The organism is Thalassoglobus sp. JC818 (assembly GCF_040717535.1).
Taxonomy (GTDB): domain Bacteria; phylum Planctomycetota; class Planctomycetia; order Planctomycetales; family Planctomycetaceae; genus Thalassoglobus.
This window is the reverse complement of record NZ_JBFEFI010000011.1, coordinates 57,857-78,716: the sequence shown is the minus strand read 5'-3', so window position 1 is coordinate 78,716 and position 20,860 is coordinate 57,857. Positions and strand designations below refer to the sequence as shown.

General features: G+C 52.4%; 13 protein-coding genes and 1 tRNA gene. 8 read left to right on the top strand and 6 right to left on the bottom strand.

Annotated features, from left to right (window positions below):
* Window positions 1-54: 54 nt before the first annotated feature.
* Window positions 55-128: transfer RNA gene (locus AB1L42_RS21360), tRNA-Val, on the bottom strand.
* Window positions 129-341: 213 nt separating this feature from the next.
* Window positions 342-1,961, bottom strand: a complete 1,620-nt coding sequence (locus tag AB1L42_RS21355) for an arylsulfatase (protein ID WP_367061231.1) — start codon at window positions 1,959-1,961, stop codon at window positions 342-344.
* A gap of 483 nt (window positions 1,962-2,444) precedes the next feature.
* On the opposite strand from AB1L42_RS21355, the gene AB1L42_RS21350 reads away from it, so the two are divergent.
* The 4 genes from AB1L42_RS21350 (at window position 2,445) to AB1L42_RS21335 (ending at window position 8,692) form a co-directional block, all read left to right on the top strand.
* On the top strand, window positions 2,445-3,905 hold the full coding sequence (locus AB1L42_RS21350) for a sulfatase (RefSeq protein WP_367061228.1): 1,461 nt from the start codon (window positions 2,445-2,447) through the stop codon (window positions 3,903-3,905).
* Between the two features lie 169 nt (window positions 3,906-4,074).
* Window positions 4,075-5,142: a DUF1611 domain-containing protein gene (locus AB1L42_RS21345; protein ID WP_367061225.1), complete on the top strand. Its 1,068-nt coding sequence runs from the start codon at window positions 4,075-4,077 to the stop codon at window positions 5,140-5,142.
* Window positions 5,139-6,179: a dipeptide epimerase gene (locus AB1L42_RS21340; protein WP_367061222.1), complete on the top strand. Its 1,041-nt coding sequence runs from the start codon at window positions 5,139-5,141 to the stop codon at window positions 6,177-6,179. Before AB1L42_RS21345 ends, AB1L42_RS21340 begins: the two co-directional genes overlap by 4 nt.
* A gap of 119 nt (window positions 6,180-6,298) precedes the next feature.
* Window positions 6,299-8,692 (top strand): serine hydrolase, encoded by a 2,394-nt coding sequence (locus AB1L42_RS21335; RefSeq protein WP_367061219.1) that lies wholly within the window; start codon window positions 6,299-6,301, stop codon window positions 8,690-8,692.
* Window positions 8,693-8,812: 120 nt separating this feature from the next.
* Here AB1L42_RS21335 and AB1L42_RS21330 read toward each other — a convergent pair whose 3' ends face one another.
* From AB1L42_RS21330 to AB1L42_RS21315, 4 genes are all read right to left on the bottom strand, one after another.
* Window positions 8,813-9,538 (bottom strand): N-formylglutamate amidohydrolase, encoded by a 726-nt coding sequence (locus AB1L42_RS21330; protein WP_367061216.1) that lies wholly within the window; start codon window positions 9,536-9,538, stop codon window positions 8,813-8,815.
* Window positions 9,528-10,775, bottom strand: coding sequence for a glutamate-cysteine ligase family protein (locus tag AB1L42_RS21325; protein WP_367061212.1), 1,248 nt, complete (start codon window positions 10,773-10,775; stop codon window positions 9,528-9,530). The genes AB1L42_RS21330 and AB1L42_RS21325 overlap by 11 nt, the downstream gene beginning before the upstream one ends.
* Window positions 10,776-10,844: 69 nt before the next feature.
* On the bottom strand, window positions 10,845-12,311 hold the full coding sequence (locus AB1L42_RS21320) for a RimK family protein (protein ID WP_367061209.1): 1,467 nt from the start codon (window positions 12,309-12,311) through the stop codon (window positions 10,845-10,847).
* Complete coding sequence (locus AB1L42_RS21315; RefSeq protein ID WP_367061206.1) at window positions 12,289-13,050, bottom strand: hypothetical protein; 762 nt, start codon at window positions 13,048-13,050, stop codon at window positions 12,289-12,291. The genes AB1L42_RS21320 and AB1L42_RS21315 overlap by 23 nt, the downstream gene beginning before the upstream one ends.
* A gap of 577 nt (window positions 13,051-13,627) precedes the next feature.
* On the opposite strand from AB1L42_RS21315, the gene AB1L42_RS21310 reads away from it, so the two are divergent.
* From AB1L42_RS21310 to AB1L42_RS21295, 4 genes are all read left to right on the top strand, one after another.
* Window positions 13,628-16,030, top strand: a complete 2,403-nt coding sequence (locus tag AB1L42_RS21310) for a DUF1592 domain-containing protein (protein WP_367061203.1) — start codon at window positions 13,628-13,630, stop codon at window positions 16,028-16,030.
* Window positions 16,027-17,373 carry a DUF1552 domain-containing protein gene (locus AB1L42_RS21305; protein WP_367061200.1) on the top strand — a complete coding sequence of 449 codons (1,347 nt, stop codon included), beginning with the start codon at window positions 16,027-16,029 and terminating at the stop codon, window positions 17,371-17,373. Before AB1L42_RS21310 ends, AB1L42_RS21305 begins: the two co-directional genes overlap by 4 nt.
* A gap of 13 nt (window positions 17,374-17,386) precedes the next feature.
* Window positions 17,387-18,856, top strand: a complete 1,470-nt coding sequence (locus AB1L42_RS21300; protein WP_367061197.1) for an ankyrin repeat domain-containing protein — start codon at window positions 17,387-17,389, stop codon at window positions 18,854-18,856.
* 267 nt (window positions 18,857-19,123) lie between these two features.
* Window positions 19,124-20,704, top strand: coding sequence for an L-serine ammonia-lyase, iron-sulfur-dependent, subunit alpha (locus AB1L42_RS21295; protein WP_367061194.1), 1,581 nt, complete (start codon window positions 19,124-19,126; stop codon window positions 20,702-20,704).
* Window positions 20,705-20,860: the final 156 nt, after the last annotated feature.

Below are 20,860 nucleotides of genomic sequence, written 5' to 3'. Positions count from 1 at the left end.
TTTTGATGACCGATGGTTGACACAAGAAGCGTGTCCACAAGAAGTTAAAAGAAGTGCACCCGGCTGGACTCGAACCAGCGACCTCATGCATGTCAAGCATGCACTCTAACCAACTGAGCTACGGGTGCCTGAGTGCGAACTGTATCTACAGGGTTTGGCTCCGTCAAGCAAGAAGATTGCGCGAATCGGCGAGTTGATGTGGTCGTCTCGGTGCGTGTTTGATTCTGTCAGGCGACGGGGTTCTGCTGGTTCCGATGTTGGTGCAGATTTCGTCACTCAAATGGAAATTTCTTAAGGTTGCCGAACTCCTAAGCAACTTCAACGGTGAGTTGCCAAAAGAACTAGTTGAGGTCGTTCGGAACCGTCTTGCCTGTCGCTTGCTGATAGAACTGATTTCGAAGATCGGTCCACTTCGCTCGTAAGGATTCGAGACGGTCTGGTTCCTCAGTCGCTAGATTTTGCGTTTCGGTGCGGTCTTCCTCGAGGTTGTAGAGTTCCCAGTCTTCATCAGCACCGGAGACGACTGCTTTCCAGTTTCCCATTCGGATCGCGTGATTGTTTTCGTGTGACCACCAGAGTGTTCTATCTGATTCAGAGTCATCTGAGGCGAAGGAATCGACGAGGCTTTGGCCCGGCGGAGTTGGAACCGGGGCACCTTCCCATTCAGTGAAGCGGGTTGTACCTGCGAGTTCAATCAGTGTGGGGGCGATGTCGATGACGTGAGCGGGTGTGCTTCGGAATGCACCCGGAGTCGAGATTCCGTTGGGCCAGTGGACAATCAGAGGTGTCGAGATTCCTCCTTCGTGTGTCCAAGTCTTGTGTCGTCGAAACGGTGTGTTGGAACAAGTCGACCATCCTGGGCCGAGGCAAAGGTAACTCTCCGCGGAACCAAAGCTGGCTTCGGGGTCGTGGCCATCAGCTCGCACCATGATTTCGGCACTCGCCCCGTTGTCTGAGAGGAACATGATCAGTGTGTTGTCGAGCTGGTTCATCTCTTCGAGTTGATTCAACACGCGTCCGATTTCCTGATCGACACGATCAACCATCGCAGCATGAACCTCCATTTTCTGTGCTTGGAACTTTTGTTGCAGAGTGGACATGGTGTCCCATTCCAATGGGCGGTTGACCTCTCCCGGGCCCAGAATCTTGAAGTGCTCAGGGAAGTCGTACGGAGGACCAATTTCTGATTCGACAGGAGAGAGCTGACCGGTCAGCAAACCGATTTGCTGCATCCGGTTCCAGCGATCAGCTCGGACTTGCTCCCAACCCTGATCGTAGCGACCGGCGTAGCGCTCGATGTCTTCCGGCAAAGCGTGGAGCGGGAAATGAGGAGCGGTGAATGCGAGGTAGTGGAAGAAAGGTTCATCAGCGTGTTCGCTATTGTGCTCCGCAAGGCAAGCGATAGCGTGATCGGCGATGGCGATCGTTCCATAATATCCGCTGTTCTTTTCGACTGCGGGAAGTCGTTCATCGTCCTTCCAATGGACCTGTGGATTGAAAAAGCGACCCTGATCTTTCAACAGATACGAACGGTGAAAACCCGTTTCAATCGGCATGCCATCGAGGTGCCACTTGCCTGAATGGTAGGATCGATAACCCGCTTGAGCGAGGACTTCCGGGAGCAGCCTCGCCCAATTGGGGCGATCTCCACGTCCACCACCTGCAATTCCCGGAAACCCATCTCGTCGGACTTGTTGAGCGTAGTAACCGGTGAGCAGTGCTGCTCGTGAAGGCCAGCAGCGAGCGGTATTGTAGAACTGACTGTAGCGCAATCCGTTCTCTGCAAGTCGATCAAGATTGGGAGTCGCGATTTCTCCGCCGTAGCTCCCAACGTCTGAAAAGCCCAAGTCGTCGACGATAATCACGAGGAAGTTCGGACTCGAAGCGATCGTTTCCTGGGCCAGTAAGCTCAAAAAGACGACCATCGCGACAACGGTTACGGCGTTTCGAAAAACTGTCACTATTCACCTGATCCAGTTTGAAATTTGAGCGTCGGAGAAGTTCTCACGGCTTTGAAGGCTTGTCATGTTCCTGAAGACGATCGTCGATGCTCGGGCTGCCATTGATATCGACGCATTGTGATGAATGAATGCTTTGTTTGCACGCGTGCATCAATCGATCTCTGCCTGCGGCACCTTTCGTGACGGCACGAGTTGTGGAAGCTTCGAGGCTTTGCAGGTTGAGCAATCCGATTCCGCAACCCGCAGAAGCGGTGACTTTGAATGGCGTCTGAATTTTCGATCGGACTCTCAATTCCGCATGAGATGCTGGCAAAAAAATTTGAGGACGTGCCGATTTTCGGTGGTCCGATTGTCAGGATCATGTTGGGTGGAATCGGTGTTCTCATTCGATCCAGACCGGAGTGGATTGCGACCCAATACCGGTTGCCATTAACGTTTGTTTGATGAGTCGTTGTCGCCATCTTTGAATTTCAAATGGGTGAAATGATGTTCTTGATACTCCGAAGTTGCCTGCCTGCTGTTGTCGCTTTCGGGCTCGCTTTCTGTTCTGTCGCAGTTTCCGAAGATTCTTCCTCGAAGAAAGATGCTTCGCCGAATTTTATCGTCATCTTTTGTGACGACATGGGATATGCCGACATCGGACCTTTCGGGGCTGAAGGCTATCAGACTCCTCATCTCGATCAGATGGCCGCGGAAGGAATGAAGTTCACCGACTTTTATGTCGGACGTTCGTTCTGTAGCCCTTCAAGAGCAGCACTCATGACGGGCTGCATTCCCACGCGAGTTGGTGTTGGCGGAAACTTTGGGCCGCATTCGAAGAACGGATTGAACCCGGAAGAAGAGACAATCGCAGATATTCTCAAAACGAAGGGATACGCGACAGCTTGTTTTGGGAAATGGCACTTGGGACATCAGCCAGCGTTCCTGCCTCCGAATCAGGGATTCGATGAGTACTTTGGTCTGCCGTACTCCAACGACATGTGGCCGTTTCATCCAGGAGTTCGACACTTGCCACTGGAAGAGCGACTCAAGAAGTGGCCGAACCTTCCGCTTTATAATGGGCTTGAAGTTGTGAACGAAGCCGTTCAGCCGGAGGATCAGGTTCAACTCACCACACAATTGACCGAACGCGCCGTTGACTTCATTCAGCGGAATCATGCGAATCCGTTCTTTCTTTACTTACCGAATCCGCAACCGCATGTTCCGTTATTTGTGTCGGATAAGTATGAAGGGAAGACACCTCGCGGGTTGTATGGGGATGTCATTAGCGAGATTGACTGGCAGGTCGGCCGAATTATCGAAACACTCCAGGAATTAAACATCGACGAGAATACTCTGATTGTTTTCACTTCTGACAACGGCCCATGGTTGTCCTATGGGGACCATGCAGGGTCTGCTAAGCCACTGCGTGAGGGCAAAGGAAGCAATTTCGAAGGCGGCTTCCGTGTTTCATGTCTCATGAGATGGCCTGGGGTGATTCCAGCCGGTGTGGTGTGTAAGGAAGTGGCAGGGACAATTGATTTGCTGCCGACGATCGCCAATTTCGCTGAAGCAACTTTGCCTGAGCGAAAGATCGATGGGCACGACATCTCGAAACTTATTCGTGGGAGTGAAAATGCACAGAGCCCGCATGAAGTGTTCTACCACTACGATGGTAAGAATCGCCTAGTGGCCCTGAGAAAAGGCAAATGGAAGCTGATGTTTCCTCAGAAATACGGAACACCGATTCCTGGAAAAGGAGGGCTTCCCGGAGGTGGTTCAAAGCCGCATCAACTTGAGCTCTCCCTCTTCGATCTTGAATCAGATATTGGTGAGACAACGAACCTTGCAGAACAGCACCCGGATGTCGTTGAAGAACTCCAGATGCATGCCGAGGAAATGCGAAAAGATCTCGGCGACGGAGAAGAATCAGGCCCGGGACGTCGACCGCTTGGACAACTCTAGGCTTCGATCATTTGCGAAGTCATTGCTGATTAATGAATCGCTTGTGAGTTCCTAATGACGCTCTAATGTATGAGTGAGAACGAACGAAGCCTTTCCTCTTCAAGATCGACTTGTATTAAGTAAACCGAATATAGACTCGAAACGATTAATTAGACTAACTGGGACGACGATGCCTCAACCGACGAGTGAGTTTCTTTCCCATCATCGCATTGCACTCCTTACAGATGGATACTCGACTCCATTTCTCGCGAAAACCGCCATCAGCATGTTACGTTATCGAACAGCCGATATCGCAGCTGTGATCGATCGAACGGCAACAGCTCAAACCGCTGACGAGCTCTTTGGTGTCGGAGGTGAGATTCCCGTTGTCAACGAACTCTCCGAGGTTCCCAATGCAGACGCACTGTATGTTGGCATTGCTCCACCAGGCGGAAAGCTGCCAGAAGAATGGCAACCAATTGTTCGGAGTGCGATTCGAAGGAAACTCGATGTTGTTTCCGGGCTGCATGACTTTCTCACCGACAACGATGAATTCGTCGAGTTGTTGGCGGATCATGGCGGAAGACTGATCGACGTCCGTAAGAACAGCTTTCGTAGCACAGCAACGGGGGCGAAGTTTCGTTCCGGAAGTCTGCGGATTCATGCTGTCGGCCACGATTGCAGCGTTGGCAAAATGGTGACGATGATTGAGTTAGAGCGAGCCCTCAAAGAACTCGGGCACGACGCGAAGTTTCTCGCCACAGGGCAAACCGGCATTATGGTCTCCGGAGCTGGTGTGCCGATCGACTGCGTAGTTGCAGACTTCATCAACGGAGCTGCTGAGAATCTTGTTCTTGAGAGTCAGGAACACGACATTCTGCTCGTTGAGGGGCAGGGAAGTGTCGCCCATCCTGCGTTCTCTGGCGTGACCGTCGGCCTGCTTCACGGATGCGCCCCTGATGGTCTCATTTTCTGCTATGAAGCTGGCCGTGAGGAAGTGAAAGGTCTCGATTCAGTCCCGTTGGTACCAATCCTTCAGCAAATGCTTGTTGCGGAAGCGATTGCCAATCTACGTCATCCGTGCAAAGTCATTGGAATTGGAGTGAATACACGGACACTGAACGAAGAAGAAGCAGAAGCTGAAATCAGTCGAATTAGCGATGAGACCGGGCTGCCAGCTTGTGATGTTTATCGAGAAGGGCCGGACAAGCTGGTGGAAGCGTGTCTCAACTTGCGTAAGGGGGCAAAGAGCTCATGAAACTGACGAAGCATCATCTGACGCTTAAGCTTCGAGAACCATTCACAATCGCGCGTGGCTCGATTACACATCAGAAGAGCCTCGTCGTGCAGCTTGAGCACGACGGCATCTCTGGTTTTGGCGAAGTGACCGAGAATCCCTATTACGGTCACACGATTGCATCCATGGAAGAATCGCTTTCGAAAATCGAGCCACTGCTTGAAGAGTATATCAGCCAACCTCCCGAAGACCTTTGGCAACAGTTTCGCGAAAGACTTGATGGCGATCTTTTTGCTTTGTCCGCCTTCGACATGGCTGCCCATGACTACTTTGCTCGGACGAAGCAGTTGCCGACTTGGAAACGTTGGGGGCTGACGTGGGAGAACGTTCCCGTGTCGAGTTACACTATCGGTATTGATTCTATTCCCAAGATGATCGAGAAGCTGAATCAACAGCAGGGGTGGGGAATCTATAAGATCAAGTTGGGAACAGACCGTGATCTGGAGATCATGAAAGCCTTACGGCAAGAGACTGACGCGGTGTTTCGGGTCGATGCCAACTGCGGATGGGGCCCTCAGGAAACCGTCGACAATTCGATGCTCCTCAAAGATTTGGGGGTCGAGTACATCGAGCAACCCTTGCCAGCCGATGCGTCGGTGACCGATCAAGAGTTTGTCTTTGAGAATTCTGCACTGCCAGTGATCGCCGATGAGAGTTGTCAGGTCGAAGAAGATGTACGTCGATGCGAGGGGCGGTTCCATGGCATCAACGTCAAGATCTGCAAATGTGGTGGACTGACCCCGGCGCTCAGCATGCTAAAGAGTGCGAGAGAAATCGGCTTGAAGACTATGGTTGGGTGTATGATCGAAAGCTCAATCGGGATTAGCGGAGCAGCCCAATTGCTCCCACTCTTGGACTATGCCGACCTCGATGGCTCCTGTCTAATTGAAAGTGACCCGGCAGTCGGCGTTTCCGTTTCACAAGGAGTCGTCAATCTTGTTGATGGCAACGGGAGCGGTGGGGGCCTGAAGTCGAAACCGCAGCTATCAGCTTCTTAACGGCGATTGATTTCGGTTTGTGAAAATCAGCTGGGCTCGACTATTTAAGGAATATTGAAGTGCTAAATCGTTTGGACTATTGGAGCAAAAACGTGTGTCGTACGAAGACTTGCTGGAATATGAGAGTTGCTCTACTGACGTTGTTGTTGGTGGCCGGCAGTGATTTGCTTCTAAGTCATGCTCCTCGACTGTTTGCGCAAGACAAAGACGTTGCGAAAGCTGAAGCATCAGCTGCAGTAAGTTTCAACGACGCTGCGATCCAAAAACTGGAAGCCGCCATTTCCTACGAAATGGAGCAGAAGAATCTTCCCGCGATTTCAATCGCTCTCGTCAATCGTGACGGTGTTCTTTGGAGTTCGGGTTTTGGTCATAAAGACCTGGAAGGCGAAACTCCCTGTGATCCAGCGACGATTTTCCGCCTTGGTTCGGTTTCCAAACTGTTCACCGACTTGGCGATTATGAAGCTTGCCGACGAAGGCAAGCTCGATATCGATGCTCCTGTGACGGATATTCTTCCGTCTTTCCAACCGGAGAATCCAACCGACAAGCCGATCACGCTGCGAATGTTGATGTCGCATCGTTCTGGAATTGTCAGAGAGCCACCAGTTGGAAGTTACTACGATGCTTCTGAGCCAACACTTGAAGAAACTGTTGCTAGTTTGAACGACACCAAGCTTGTCTATCCTCCAGAAACAAAGACGAAATACTCCAACGCGGGAATCACCGTCGTTGGCCTTGCCTTACAGGAAGCTCTTGGGAAGTCATATTCCGAGTGTATTCATGAGGAGTTAATAAATCCTCTCGAAATGAAGCAGAGTGGTTTTAGTGTTACTGACTCAATGAAACCCAATGTTGCGCAAGGACGTTTGCAAACGTTTGAAAGAGGTCAATTCCCAGCACCGGTCTTTAGTCTCGGGATTGATCCAGCCGGTGGGCTCCGGGCCAGCATGGTTGATTTGTCCAAGTTTGTTCAGTGCATTCTTAATGACGGAGTTTTTAAAGGGAAACGCATCATCAGCCAGAAATTGCTGGAGGAAATGATGGCTGAACAATTGGATGAGTCCGGGAAACCACAGCAGTTCGGCATCGGATTCGATATCAGCCAACTCGACGGCACTAAGAAGGTCGGGCATGCTGGGGCGGTTTACGGGTTTTCAACTCAGTTGTCTGCTCTCCCCGATAAAGAACTCGGAGCGGTTGCTTCATGTTCTCTTGATAATACTAACGGCGTCGTCGATCGGCTCGCGGACTACGCTCTTCAACTGGCGCTAGCAACGGAGTCAGGAGACTCACTTCCTGAATATCAAACGACTGTCCCGGTTCCGGCTGAGAGAATTCAAGACATCATCGGTCTCTATCAGGAAGTCGACGGAGGGAGTTGGTCACGGATTAATGAGATCGCCGGAAAAGTAACTGTCAGCTACGGCCCTGTTCATTTCATCGTGCGTGCTTCAGCGAACGATGGGAATCTGGTCGTCGACGATGTCTTCGGGTTTGGTTTGCCAGTCGACTTTCAGAGTCACGATGAGTTGACGATCGGTGACAAAAAATTCCGTCGAGTTCCAGACACCTGCCCGGAAGGCGTGCCCGATAAGTGGAGAGACTTAATCGGTGAGTATGGAGAGGAGCACAGCCCGGTCTATATTCGCGAAGTCAACGGACAACTTCATGCGCTGGTGGAATACCTGTTCGATTACCCGCTGACAGAACTCGGCCCCGATCAATTCAAGTACAACGAACATGCAATGTCAGGTGGTGAAGGAGTTGAATTCCTTCGCGATTCAGACGGAAAAGTGACAGCTGTTGTTTCGGGCGGAGTGGTCTTTGATCGGCGCGAGGTTGGTACTGAAAAGGGAGAGACATTCCGCATCACTCCTGTTCGACCGGTCGAAGAAATACGAGTCGAAGCACTTCAGGCCAGTCCGCCTGCAGAGTCTGGAGACTTCCGTAAGTCGGATCTTGCCGAACTCGTCAATCTCGATGACAGCATTCAACTCGACATTCGTTATGCAACGGACAACAACTTCATGGGAGCGGTTTTCTACAAGCAGCCGCGAGCGTTTCTCCAGCGGCCGGCTGCTGAAGCTCTGGTGCGTGTCCAGAAGCGGTTGAAAGATGAAGGTCTCGGCTTGCAGATTTTCGATGCTTATCGCCCGTGGTATGTCACGAAAATGTTCTGGGAAGCGACTCCCGCCAAACTCAAGGACTTCGTCGCGAATCCACAAAATGGATCCCGGCACAATCGCGGCTGCGCTGTCGACCTCACGCTGTATGATCTGACTTCTAACACTGAAGTCCCGATGGTGGCAGGCTACGATGAGTTTTCTTCTCGATCCTATCCGGAGTATCCCGGAGGAACGTCACGCGAGCGCTGGTACCGCGATCACTTGCGGAGAGCAATGGAGCGAGAGGGCTTCACCGTTTACGAATACGAATGGTGGCACTTTGACTACCGCGACTGGAAGAAGTATCGCATCGGAAATCAGACGTTCGAAGAAATGTCCAACAAATAAGAATCGTCGATGGTCCGCTTAGACTTAGAACTATAAGCTCAGTCGTAGTTCAAATTCTCTTAGAACTTCGGCTGAGCTTTCTTCCGTTGGATTTCAATGTGATTGTAACGATGAATCGCTTCAGCGAATTGCTAGCAGGGGCGACGTGGCTTTGACCAGTCGGTGACGAAACGTTGATGCCTCATTGTGCTGACTGAGCAGTTTTTGATTGACTTCGAGTTCGATTCCCGCGTACTTCGAATCAGAGAACTGCGTCCGCAAATACGTCGTTAGTCCATCATCAGTTCCCAGGTACGGTTGATTGTCATCGACCGTCATGTCCGGGAATTCATTGATCAGATGCTGCTTCCATATTGTGCAAACATCAGTCTCAAATTGTCGGCTTGGATCAAAGAGCAATCCAATGTCTGTCGATCGAGGAACGGAATTCCAGATGGGAGTGAAGGAATGGATCGACAGATGGATGACTCGGCTCGATGCAGTGATTTCGCGGATCGAGCTTTCAACCTTCGAACGATAGCTCGTGTAATCGCCGGCGATTAACTCTGTCCGTTGGGAGTCAGAAAGTGCCCGAGACCATTGTGAAAACAGGTCGGGGTGGTTTGGGCTGCGGTTCAGGTCGATGAGTAAGCGAGAAGTTGTTGAAAAGTGCAGGGGCGCATTGAGAGCTTTCGCCAGCTGTTCAGCAACTGCAAGTGCTCCCAGGTCGAGACCTCGATGTGTTGCGAGGGTTTCCTCGGCGTCGGAAAAGTAGGCAGCAAATTCTTCGGGAAGTTCGTTTCCCCCATGCTCACAGGAGACGATCAGCGAAGTCGTCTGAGATGAGGATTGAGACTTAGAGTCCATCGAAGGCTCGTCCCTGTGCCAGGCATTCCGCGAGTGATCGATACAGAGCACGCAGTTCTTCAGCGGACGGAGTTTCGCCAATCGCATTCTGCATTCGACGGGCAAGTGGTCCCTGGATGAGAATGAGTTCGATGCAAGGAATCGCTTCCGAGTGAGTCGCTACGATCTGTTCGCGGCTGCCTTCGAACAGCTTCTGCCACATCTCACGCCCGGTGATTTGCGGATCTTCGATTCCGAACAAACGAAGATACTTCTGATCTGAAACGACTGAGAGTTCGCCGTCCTGGATTGTCTGATCTAAAATAGCCCTCAACGGAGCGACTTCCATTGCTTGCTGCTGTTCTGTGCTCGACCAGCGTTCTTCAACCAGTCGCTGCAGGGTTTCAGTAACCAGTGAGGCGATGGCGATATCGCACAGCGGAGTCTCCTGGACATCGATCAGACGGATTTCGATCGCATTTCTGTCGAATCTTGCGATCGCGCCGCGAGCATTAAGGAACTCGTGTTGCAGAAGTCCATCGGGATCGAATGGTCGAATCTCTTCATACATCGGCTCAAAAATCTGCCGGTGATATTCATCTCGTGTGAACGCCTGTTCCGGGATCGCATCACCTGTCACCGACGGGATCTTTCGCGAGTTTCTCACATAAGCGTTGAGGCGAGAGTCAATGAATCCCGTCTTCTGGCCATCGCAGTATGGAGAACTGGCTGCGATTGCAGGGAGAATCGGCAGGATTAAGCGAATCGCTGCGTGCAGTTTTCCGAATTCCTCATCGTCCGCGAATGGGAAGTTGAGGTGCATGCTTTGTAAGTTTGCCCAGCCGTGTCCATGGCAATTAAAGACGCGATGGAATGCCGTGTAAACCGGGCTGTAATCGTATGGCCACAAATATAACTCGCGTTCTGGATTCATCCACGGGTGCATGGCTGTCGGAAGCAGCAATGCGTTGTGAGGTTGAAGTTGCGAGTTGATCTGCTGCACCTGATCCTGAAATCTCGCTGCCAGCGGAGCGAGTGTCGGATGCGGGCCGTTGGTCTTGATCTCAATGACATGATGAGTCAGCTCATTCGACCATGCCATGTCGCCGTGTTCGACTTCCGAAACTGGCAGGTCATCTTCTCCTTTGAGGAGTCTGTCGGAGATCGGAAGAATGTCGAGCGTGTCTGCATCGACGATCATGTATTCCAGTTCGACTCCGAATGCTTCGAACAGATGAAGTGGCGAAGAGGTCGTCATTGAGCGATCATTTCATCCTTGAGTGATGAAGTTGAGAGGAGCTTTGAAGTGGTTTAATAGTATTAAATACTAATTCGTTTTAGACTTCGCCTGTTCAATCCGGCGTAGGAACGATTCCATAATGCGGCGATAGAGATCGTCACGAAGGACTTCGTCTTCGTATCCTGAATTGATGTTCGGGTTGTCATTCACTTCGATCAGGATGAACTGACCGTCCGACTCTTTGACGTCGACTCCGTAGAGGCCGTCGCCGATTAGATTCGCAGCTTTGAGTGCCATTTGAATGGCTTTTCGCGGAGCGAGTTCGACCGGAACGGTTTTCGACTTCCCGTAGCGTCCTCGGCCATCCGATTCCTGACGAATGATTTGCCAGTGTCCGGGCGCCATAAAGTACTGACACGCAAAAATGGGGCGTTGATCGAGAATCCCGACGCGCCAGTCAAAAGTGGTCGGCATGAATTTTTGGGCGACGATCATTTCCGACTCGGCCAAGAACTCTTCCAGACGCTGGTCGAGTTCCTGTTGGTTGGTGACCTTGACGACACCTTGTGAAAAGGAGCTGTCCGGTTTTTTGAGGACACAGGGAAAGTCGAGTCGAGACGCAATTTCGTGCACATTGTCGCGGTGAACGACGAGCGTGTCCGGTGTCGGGATTTTATGACGAGTGAGCAACTCCGCCAGAAACACTTTGTTCGTACAACGCGCAATCGAGACGGGGTCATCGATGACCACCAGCCCTTCGCTCGCAGCTTTTCTCGCAAGTCGATAGGTGAAATGGTTTACGGCTGTGGTTTGCCGGATAAACAAACCGTCGTATTCCAAAAGCGAGGCCGACTGATCGCGCGTAATCAGTTCTGCGGCTAAACCGACGGACTCAGCCGCTTTGACGAATTTTTTCAATGCTGCATCGTCGGATGGAGAATTCTCTCCTTCGTCGGGATCGTGAAGAATGGCGATGTCGTATCGGAGTCGCTTACGCTTCTTCTGAATTGCGGACGATCGTGAAAAGTGCTTGGCAGCTGCGGCAGCGACGAAATCGCGATGTGATTCAGGAATTTCTCCTGTCCCTAGTGCTCTGACCCGTCGGATTTGCCATGTCTTGTTTTTGACAAAGCGAAACCGCAACAGAGGAACCTGAAACATGTTGAACAGATGTCTCGCCAGTCGATCGTACCGCTTGGCGAGGTTCGCGCCGAAGTAAACGCTCAGTTCAAACTGATCTGATTGAAGCGGAGCGAGTGACTGTTGGATCAGGTCGTTAAGTTCGTCTCCGACGTATCGAATCATCGACGGCGACTTCAGATCCTGCAGGGCGATCACTCCGGGAACAGGTTTATGTCCCCGGGCTTCTGCCAGCAGTGAGACGTAATATCCCGTGCTTTGATATTTCAGAGACTCGCAAAGGTTGAACAGTTTGACGTTTCGTCGTTCTGCAAACTCAGGATTGGTGAGATAAGCCCACGCGTCCACACTCTCGACATTGGGGAGGTCGAGTTCGATCTGTTTAGGGGAGTCACTGACGATCAGCGTGGGCATCCATGGTCTCGCATTTCGTATCTGAAGGTTGAATTACCAGCAAGTTGGCGTCGTAGGTAACGACTCCCAACATGATGGCGGAAAAAACTCGATCGATGTCGACAGCGTACTGATGATCCTTGGCGAACGGATTCGGGTCCAGTGGATCAGCCACGAGGACGGTTTGCCGGGTTTTATCGTAACCGCACAAAACGACAAAGTGACCGGCAGGATAACCGCCAATGTCGTCCGCGACGACAGAAGTTTTTCCATCCGGGACTTCCAGAGACCGCTCGCGGGATTCGCCAAACAAAAACGTGGCGCTCAAGCCGGTTAGAATTGGAATCCGTCGTTTGAGATACCTGCGAATCAGATTGATGTTCAGCACTTCCATCCGCAGGCTTCCCCCCAGCCGCAGGAATTCGATGTATGCCTGTGATGCTGCTCTCAGCTTGGGGGAGGTCTTCACTTTCAGCTGCGATTGAAGCTTTTCGGACAGGTCAATCTGATCGTTCAGAAACCATGTCGGGTCGAAAACCTGAAGGTTGTACGTATAGATTTTGGCCTGATACCCCCGCTTCAAAGCGTGGCAAGCCAGGAAGACAGCGAGGGTCCCCCCTTCTTCGAGGCGGCCGGTTTCAGAAATCACCGTTTCCAGCGAGATCTGATCGTCGAAGTAGTCGTAAACAGAATGCAGACACGTGGGCCCGCATGTGGAATCGGTAGGCTGCGAGGAAATCGGAAACGCAAACTCGTGCACTTCGGAGCGCCTGGAAAGACGATGAGCAAAATGGGAAACGCGAACTCACAACGAATCCCTGACTCAGTGAACATGCGTTGACATGAGCAGGAGCGTCTCATCAACAGGCAAGGCCACCATGTCTGAATAAGCTGGGATTGCTGGTGAAATGAAATCGACTGACCCCAATTATATCCTGCTTGCGAGTGGATGGTATTGATCGACACTAACGATTTTTTCACTTTGTTAGGCAGTGTCGAATCGGATTGGCGGGCGAATTCTTGAATCGAAAGTCCTTAAGCGAGGCCCATGTGCGAACGAATCAAGCTTTGAGGTTGAGGCCCGTCAATGTCGCGAATCGCGATTTTTATGCGAAGAAGTGAAATCTCAGTCCGTGGTCTCTAGATCTGTCGGGAGTTGATTTACCCGCCGAAATTCCGAATGGAGGGATGATTCGAGGAAGCGTCAACAAAACTGGCAACACATCAAAAGATGGCGATGAATCTCTTCCGCTTCGAACAGCTGGAGAATATGATGTCTGAAGGCCAGCGAAGGACGAATCTCAAGTTTTCAGGCATACAGGATTTCGAGTATCGGAATGAGTGCGCTTCGCAACAATTTACACGATCCGCCTCATCGACGTTGGTCGTTCCTTTTCTCATTCTGTTTCATCCAGTGGATGTGTTTCTCTCCTGCGGCGACTCTTCGAGCCGACGAGCGACTCGAGCAGATTCAGGGTTTTCTCAACTCCCACTGCATCGATTGTCATAATTCGACCGAGAAGACCGCAGGTTTGAATCTCGAAGAATTCAGCGGGCACTATCAGAAGTCGGCTGACTGGGATTCCACAGCGTGGGAGAAAGTGGTCAAAAAGCTGGCGACCCGGCAGATGCCTCCCGCAGGCAGCGTCCGACCAGACGATGTGGAGATTGAATCGTCCCTCGGAGCCCTGGAATCCATTCTGGATGAGACTGCCGAAGCTTTTCCGTTTCCCGGGCGAACAGATCCGATACGCCGCCTCAATCGCACGGAATACCAGAACGCCATTCGAGACCTGCTGAAGGTTGAGATCGATGCGAGAGAACTCTTGCCCGCTGACCAGTCTGGTCACGGTTTCGACAACGTCACTGTCAGCGAGCTTTCCCCGGTACTGCTCAGCCGATACATCACCGCCGCGGAACGCATCAGTCGACTCGCGGTCGGTGGTCCGATGCGGGGGCCAGATGGATTGACCGTCAGGCTTCCAGCCGACCGCACTCAGGAAGCTCACGTCGACGGTCTTCCCCTCGGGACGCGTGGTGGAACGTTGATCAACTATCACTTTCCACAGTCCGGAGAGTATGAGATTCAGCTGAAACTCATGCGAGATCGCGATGAGCGTGTCGAAGGTCTTCGCGAAGAACACCAGCTCGATGTTTTGCTTGATCGGCAACTCGTGCATCAATTCACAATTCAGCCGCCAAGACCGTCAGGCGATGGTCCTCGAACTGATGCTCTCGTCGATGCCCATTTGAAGAAGCGCTTTCACGTCAACGCTGGGGCTCACGACATTGGTGTCACATTTCCGCGTAAGTTTTCCTCGATCTCGGAAATCAACCGGCAACCATTTGAGGCCAGCTTCAATCGGCACCGTCATCCGCGGCAGACTCCTGCGATCTATGAAGTCTCAATTGTGGGGCCATTCGCTGCTGAGGGACCGGGAGATACAGCCAGTCGACGGCAAATCTTCACCGTACTTCCGAACGGTCCCGAAGACGAAGAAGCCTGTGCGAAGAACATTCTGTCGCGATTGATGCGGTTGGCGTATCGCCGTCCAGTGACGGAAAGTGATCTCGAAATCCCCATGCGCTTCTTTGATGAACGCAACTTGGCCGATGGTTTCGAAGCGGGGATCGAGTCGGCAATTGCAACAATTCTAGTGAATCCCCATTTCCTCTTTCGCTCAATTGCTGTGCCTGAAGGTGTTGGGAGCGGAGAAATCTATCCGGTCTCCGATCTCGAACTTGCTTCGCAGCTGTCGTTCTTTCTCTGGAGCAGCCTCCCCGACGATGAACTTCTCACGCTCGCATCAGAAGGTCAGCTCTCTGATCCGACTGTGTTGAACGCTCAGGTCGACCGGATGCTGGCGGACAGCCGTTCTGACTCACTTGTTGACAACTTCGCTGCACAGTGGCTGTATCTTCGCAACCTCGATTCCTTTCGTCCCGACCGGCGTCTGTTTCCAAACTTCGACGACAACTTGAGGAAAGCTCTTCGACGCGAAACCGAGCTGCATTTTCAGCGTGTACTCCGCGAGGACAGAAATGTTCTCGATCTAATTCAAACGGACACGACGTTTCTGAACGAACGTCTCGCCCAGCATTACGGAATACCGCATGTCTTCGGCAGTCATTTTCGACCGGTCAAAGTCGATGAGCAAAGCCGACGCGGGGGACTACTGCGGCAAGGCAGCGTGCTGGCAGTGACCTCATACGCCACGCGAACTTCTCCCACGATCCGGGGAAGTTGGATACTTGAAAACCTGATGGGAACTCCTCCACCTCCGCCGCCTCCGAACATTCCATCGCTCAAAGAAGAAACCAAAGACGCCGCCGTCACAGTACGCGAACGATTGGCAGAACACAGAGCGAACCCCGCGTGTGCTAGCTGTCACGACTTGATTGATCCGATCGGTTTCGCACTCGAGCATTTCGATGCTGTGGGCCGTTGGCGAGAATTCGATCAGAGCGAAGAAATTGACACTTCAGGACTCTTCCCCGATGGGCAGCCGATCTCCGGAATCGAGGATCTCGAGAACCACCTTGTCGAGCATCCGGAAATTTTCGTGAGCACGCTGACGGAAAAACTGCTGACGTTTGCACTGGGACGCGGTATTGAGTTTCGCGATGCGCCCGAGATTCGCAAGATCGTCCGCAGGGCAGCTGATCATGAGTATCAGTTTTCGTCGATCATCAAAGGAATCGTGTTGAGCCAGCCATTTCAGATGAGGACCGCAGAATGATCAACACTCGAAAATCCATTTCGCGACGAACGTTGTTGCGAGGAGCAGGTGCCGCGTTCGCACTTCCTCTTTTGGACGCAATGATCCCTGCGAGCACAAGCCTCGCAGAAACAGCCGCATCTCCGACCCAACTGCGTCGGCTTGGATACGTCTACATTCCAATGGGGTATAACCCTGTCGATTGGACGCCGACGGGAGACACACTCGACGATCTTCCGTTTACTCTGCAACCGCTGCAAAACGTTCGCGACCAGACAGCCGTCGTGAGCGGGCTGGAACTTCGAAACGCTTATCCCGGTTCGCATGCGACTTCGAACTCTGCGTTTTTAAGCGCAGCGACCGCGCGACGTACGGAAAGCTCGGATTACTTCCTCGGAACGACTGTCGATCAGATTGCTGCGAAGCATTTGGGCCAACACACTCAATTGCCCTCGCTCGAACTCGCGATGGATCTCTTAGACAACGCAGGGCAGTGCGATAACGGCTACGCGTGTGTCTATCAGAATTATCTCTCCTGGTCATCACCCACTTCTCCACTCCCAGCTGAAGCGCATCCGCGACTCGTCTTCGAAAGCCTGTTTGGAGAAGGGGGATCAACTGTTGATCGACGCGAAGCACTTCAACGCCGGGCCAGTCTTCTCGATGCAGTGACGTCTGAGATGCGGCGATTCAAATTGCAGTTGGGAGCGAATGACCGAAACCGCTTCGATGACTATTTCGAAAGCATTCGCGAAGTTGAAAAACGAATTCAGCGAGCGGAGAGCAATGTCAACGAAAATCCGCTGCCCGACCTCGATCGTCCGGTTGGAGTTCCAGCCGAGTATGCAGAACATGCGCGACTCATGTTCGACCTGCAGCTTTTGGCTCTCCAGGGAGACATCACGCGAGTTGTCTCTTTTCAGTTGGCTCGGGAAGCCAGCACACGTACATATCCGGAGATCGGTGTTCCAGACCCGCATCATCCAGTTTCGCACCATGGAAAGAATCCCGAGAAGCTGGAAAAGCTCTCGAAGATCAATCAGTTCCATGTCTCGCTGTTTGCTGAGTTCGTAGAGAAAATGGCTGCCTGTCCTGAAGGGAATGGCTCGCTGCTGGATCATTCTCTGTATCTCTACGGAAGTGGTATGGGCGACCCTGATGCCCACGATCACACCGACCTGCCGATCATCGTCGCTGGTGGTGCTGCTGGCAACATGCAGGGAGGACGGCATGTCGTATATGAAAAACATACCCCGATGGCCAACTTGCACCTGTCATTGCTGAATAAGGTCGGAATCGAAATGGACTCATTCTCCGATAGCACCCGACCTGCGGATGAATTGTTTGAGCCACTCAGTCTTTAACGCGAGTTCGTCGATGCAAACGAAGTGGGGTGGATGGATGAATCGAGCGTTGTTTCTGACAGTCTTGATAATCTCCTTCGGGCTATTCGCGACGCATTCTTGCGCTGGTGAAGTTGATCCGAATTCGACAGCTCTCCCTGACGCGGCCGAAGCTCAGGATTGGGATGAAGTCGCGCGGCTGTTGGAAAGCAACTCGCCCATCGCCGCCAGTCAACCCGACGGAATGACTGCTCTGCATTGGGCTGTCTTCGGCGATCGTGTCGATGTGGTCAAACTGCTTCTATTGAAAGACAGCGATCCGAATTCCAAGACTCGTTACGGAATTACTCCACTCATCATCGCATGCGAAAGCGGTTCTGCGGAATCAATCGCGGCACTGCTCGAAGCAGGCGCTGATGCAACCTACGAGCTTTCTGGCGGCGAAACTCCACTCATGATCGCAGCTCGGACAGGATCTGCTGAGGGGATTCGGCATCTTCTGAAACATGGGGCAAATCCCGAAGTCGCTGAGCGGAGTGGACAAACCGCATTGATGTGGGCAGCAGCGAGAGGAAATGTTCAAGCGGTCGACGCTTTGATCGAAGGCGGAGCCGATCTGAATCGCTCGTTGAAGTCAGGATTCACAGCGATGATGTTTGCTGCCCGGAATGGACATGCGGATGTTGTTCACCGGCTGTTGGCTGCTGGCGTCGACGTCAATGCAGTCATGGAACAAACAAGGCCCGGGGCTCGTGCGCCTCGCAAAGGAACTTCAGCACTCACACTCGCAGTCGAAAGTGGACACTTCGAACTGGCAATGATGCTGATTGAAGCCGGAGCTGATCCCAACGACCAGAGAAGTGGATTCGCACCTCTGCATGCGATGTCGTGGGTTCGAAAACCTGCACGTGGAGAGGGAGCCGATGGCGATCCTCCTCCTCGAGGTTCTGGGCATCTGACGTCATTGCAGTTTGTGCGAGCGCTCGTCGCGTCTGGGGCTGACGTGAATTTGAGATTGAAAGACGGAAAAAAGGGGCGGGCTGTTCTGAGTCATGAGGGAGCGACTCCTTTTCTACTGGCATCCAAAAACGCAGACCTCGACTATCTGAAACTTCTCGTGGAACTCGGAGCAGATCCGACGATTCCGAATGTCGATGGCTGTACAGCGTTGATGGCAGCAGCCGGTGTTGGAGTGAGAGCAGTCGGCGAAGAGGCTGGCACGGAACCTGAAGTCATTGAGACCTTGAAGTATCTCATTGCTCACGGTCTCGATGTGAATACGGTCGACAAAAACCGGGAGACCGCAATGCACGGTGCTGCTTATCGGTGTTTTCCCGAAGTGATCGAATTCCTCGCTGCTCAAGGTGCCGATCCTGCGCTCTGGAATCACAAGAACAAATCTGGCTGGACACCAGTTCTGATCGGTGAAGGTCACCGCCCGGGATCTTTCAAACCATCTCCAGAAACAGTGCAGGCGCTCATGGCTGCAATGGGAGAGAACTGACCGCTTCCGCTGCTCTCGCGACTCTGTGTTCGAAGCCATCTCGGCATCAATTGCTTCTTGTTCTCGATGTTTCTATGTCATTGAGAGAATTCATGAATCAGCGAAGACCGAGAATGTGATCGATGAATGACATCAAAACAGGTACGATGTCGACGTCTCCTTTCGATCACGATTGGACGAGATGATGCAACTGAATTTGTAGAACTGTTGCTGCAGGTGTGACCAGACGCCAGCTCGAGCGTCATTAATTCGGAGATGGCCTGTCTCATGAAGACGATCAGTATTTTCAATCATGTGCTGGGACCCGTCATGCGTGGTCCATCGAGCTCGCACACAGCTGGGGCTTACCATATTGGCTGCATGGCACGATCAATTCTCGGGAGCGTCCCAGCCAGCGCCGTTCTGGCCTTTGACCCGAACGGGTCATATTGTGTGACCTACGTTCCGCAAGGTGCTGATCGCGGATTTGCCATGGGGTTGATGGGCAAAGATCTCACCGACGAACTCTTTCATTCATCGCTTGCCGAAGCGGCGTCGACCGGACTCGATCTTCAATTCGAAGTACGGCCCCTGAAACACGCCGACCATCCCAACACCGTTGAAATGCAACTCACCGGGAACGATGGTCGTCGCGTGGAAATCGTCGCCCGCTCAGTCGGAGGAGGAGAGGTCGAGATCACTCATATTGATCACGTTCCCGTACTGTTTAATGGAACGGCATGGGAATCTCTTATTGTGACTTCAAGCGAAAACAAAACAGAAGTGTTGGATCTACTTTCGAGGAAGTTTACAGACATCGAGGAACAAGCTGGCAATCCGGATGGAAGCACCGTTCGCCTCACATGGAGCAGCCACGAGTCCCTTGGTTTGGAGATGCGAAAAGTACTTGCGAATTGCGATCCGGAGATACGAATTTGGGAATCCTCGCCCGTCTATTTTCCTCAACAGAAAGAGCCGATTTACACTAGTGCTGCGCAGATCGTTCAAATGTGTGAAGAGCGACAAGTCAGCTTAGGGCAGTTGGCACTCGAGTACGAATCCCATCTTCTCGGACTAACACCCGATGAAGTGATTGCCGAATCATTGAGACGCTATTCCATCATGGTTCAATCGGTCGAGCGAGGGCTGGCACTCGACTTCAAAGGGCTGCAACTTCTTCCTGCATGTGCAGGTGCGATCTTTGCTGCAGAGTCAGAAGGAAAGCTGTCCGTGCGAAGTTTACATACTCGCGCAGCTGCTCGAGCGATGGCGGTCATGCACGTCGACGGAGCAATGGGAGTCGTCTGCGCCGCCCCCACGGGAGGTTCAGCAGGCGTGATACCCGGCGCATTGCTGACACTCGTCGAAGAACGAAACCTCGATGACGAGCAAATCGCGAAAGCATTCTTAACCGCCGGAGCGATTGGCTCAATTCTCGCCATCCGCGCCACGTTCGCTGCAGAAGTCGCAGGATGTCAGGTTGAGATCGGAGCATCAGGAGCGATGGCAGCAGCAGCCATCGTCGATGCTGTGGGTGGGTCGGCCCGTCAAGCCTGTGATGCGGCCGCGATTTCATTTCAGAATACAATGGGGACCGTTTGCGATTTACTGCACGGCATGGTCGAGATTCCCTGCCACACACGCAACGGCACAGCAGCAGCGAGTGCTTTTGTGAATGCCGATTTGGTCCTCGGCGGCTACCCGAATCCGATTCCGCTGGATGAGACGATCGACGCCGTCTATGCGGTCGGTCTGGCGATGCCGTCCGAGCTGCGATGCACATCCAAAGGAGGTCTGGCCGTCACACCTTCTGCGCTCGCTCTACTCGACTCTTGCTGTGGGTCAGGTTGTTCAAGCTGTGCGTGGTAGCTCACAAAGTGGTGGGCAGTGTTGCATCTTGGTAACGGTGCGCGCAAAGTCCAAAATTTGAGCTGGGCCTATTTGTTTCGTTGCCGGTACCAAGGCGAAGAGTGCCTCGCAAAGAATTCGGAACGACTTTTCGGTGTTCCGTCTCAGTTTTGAGTG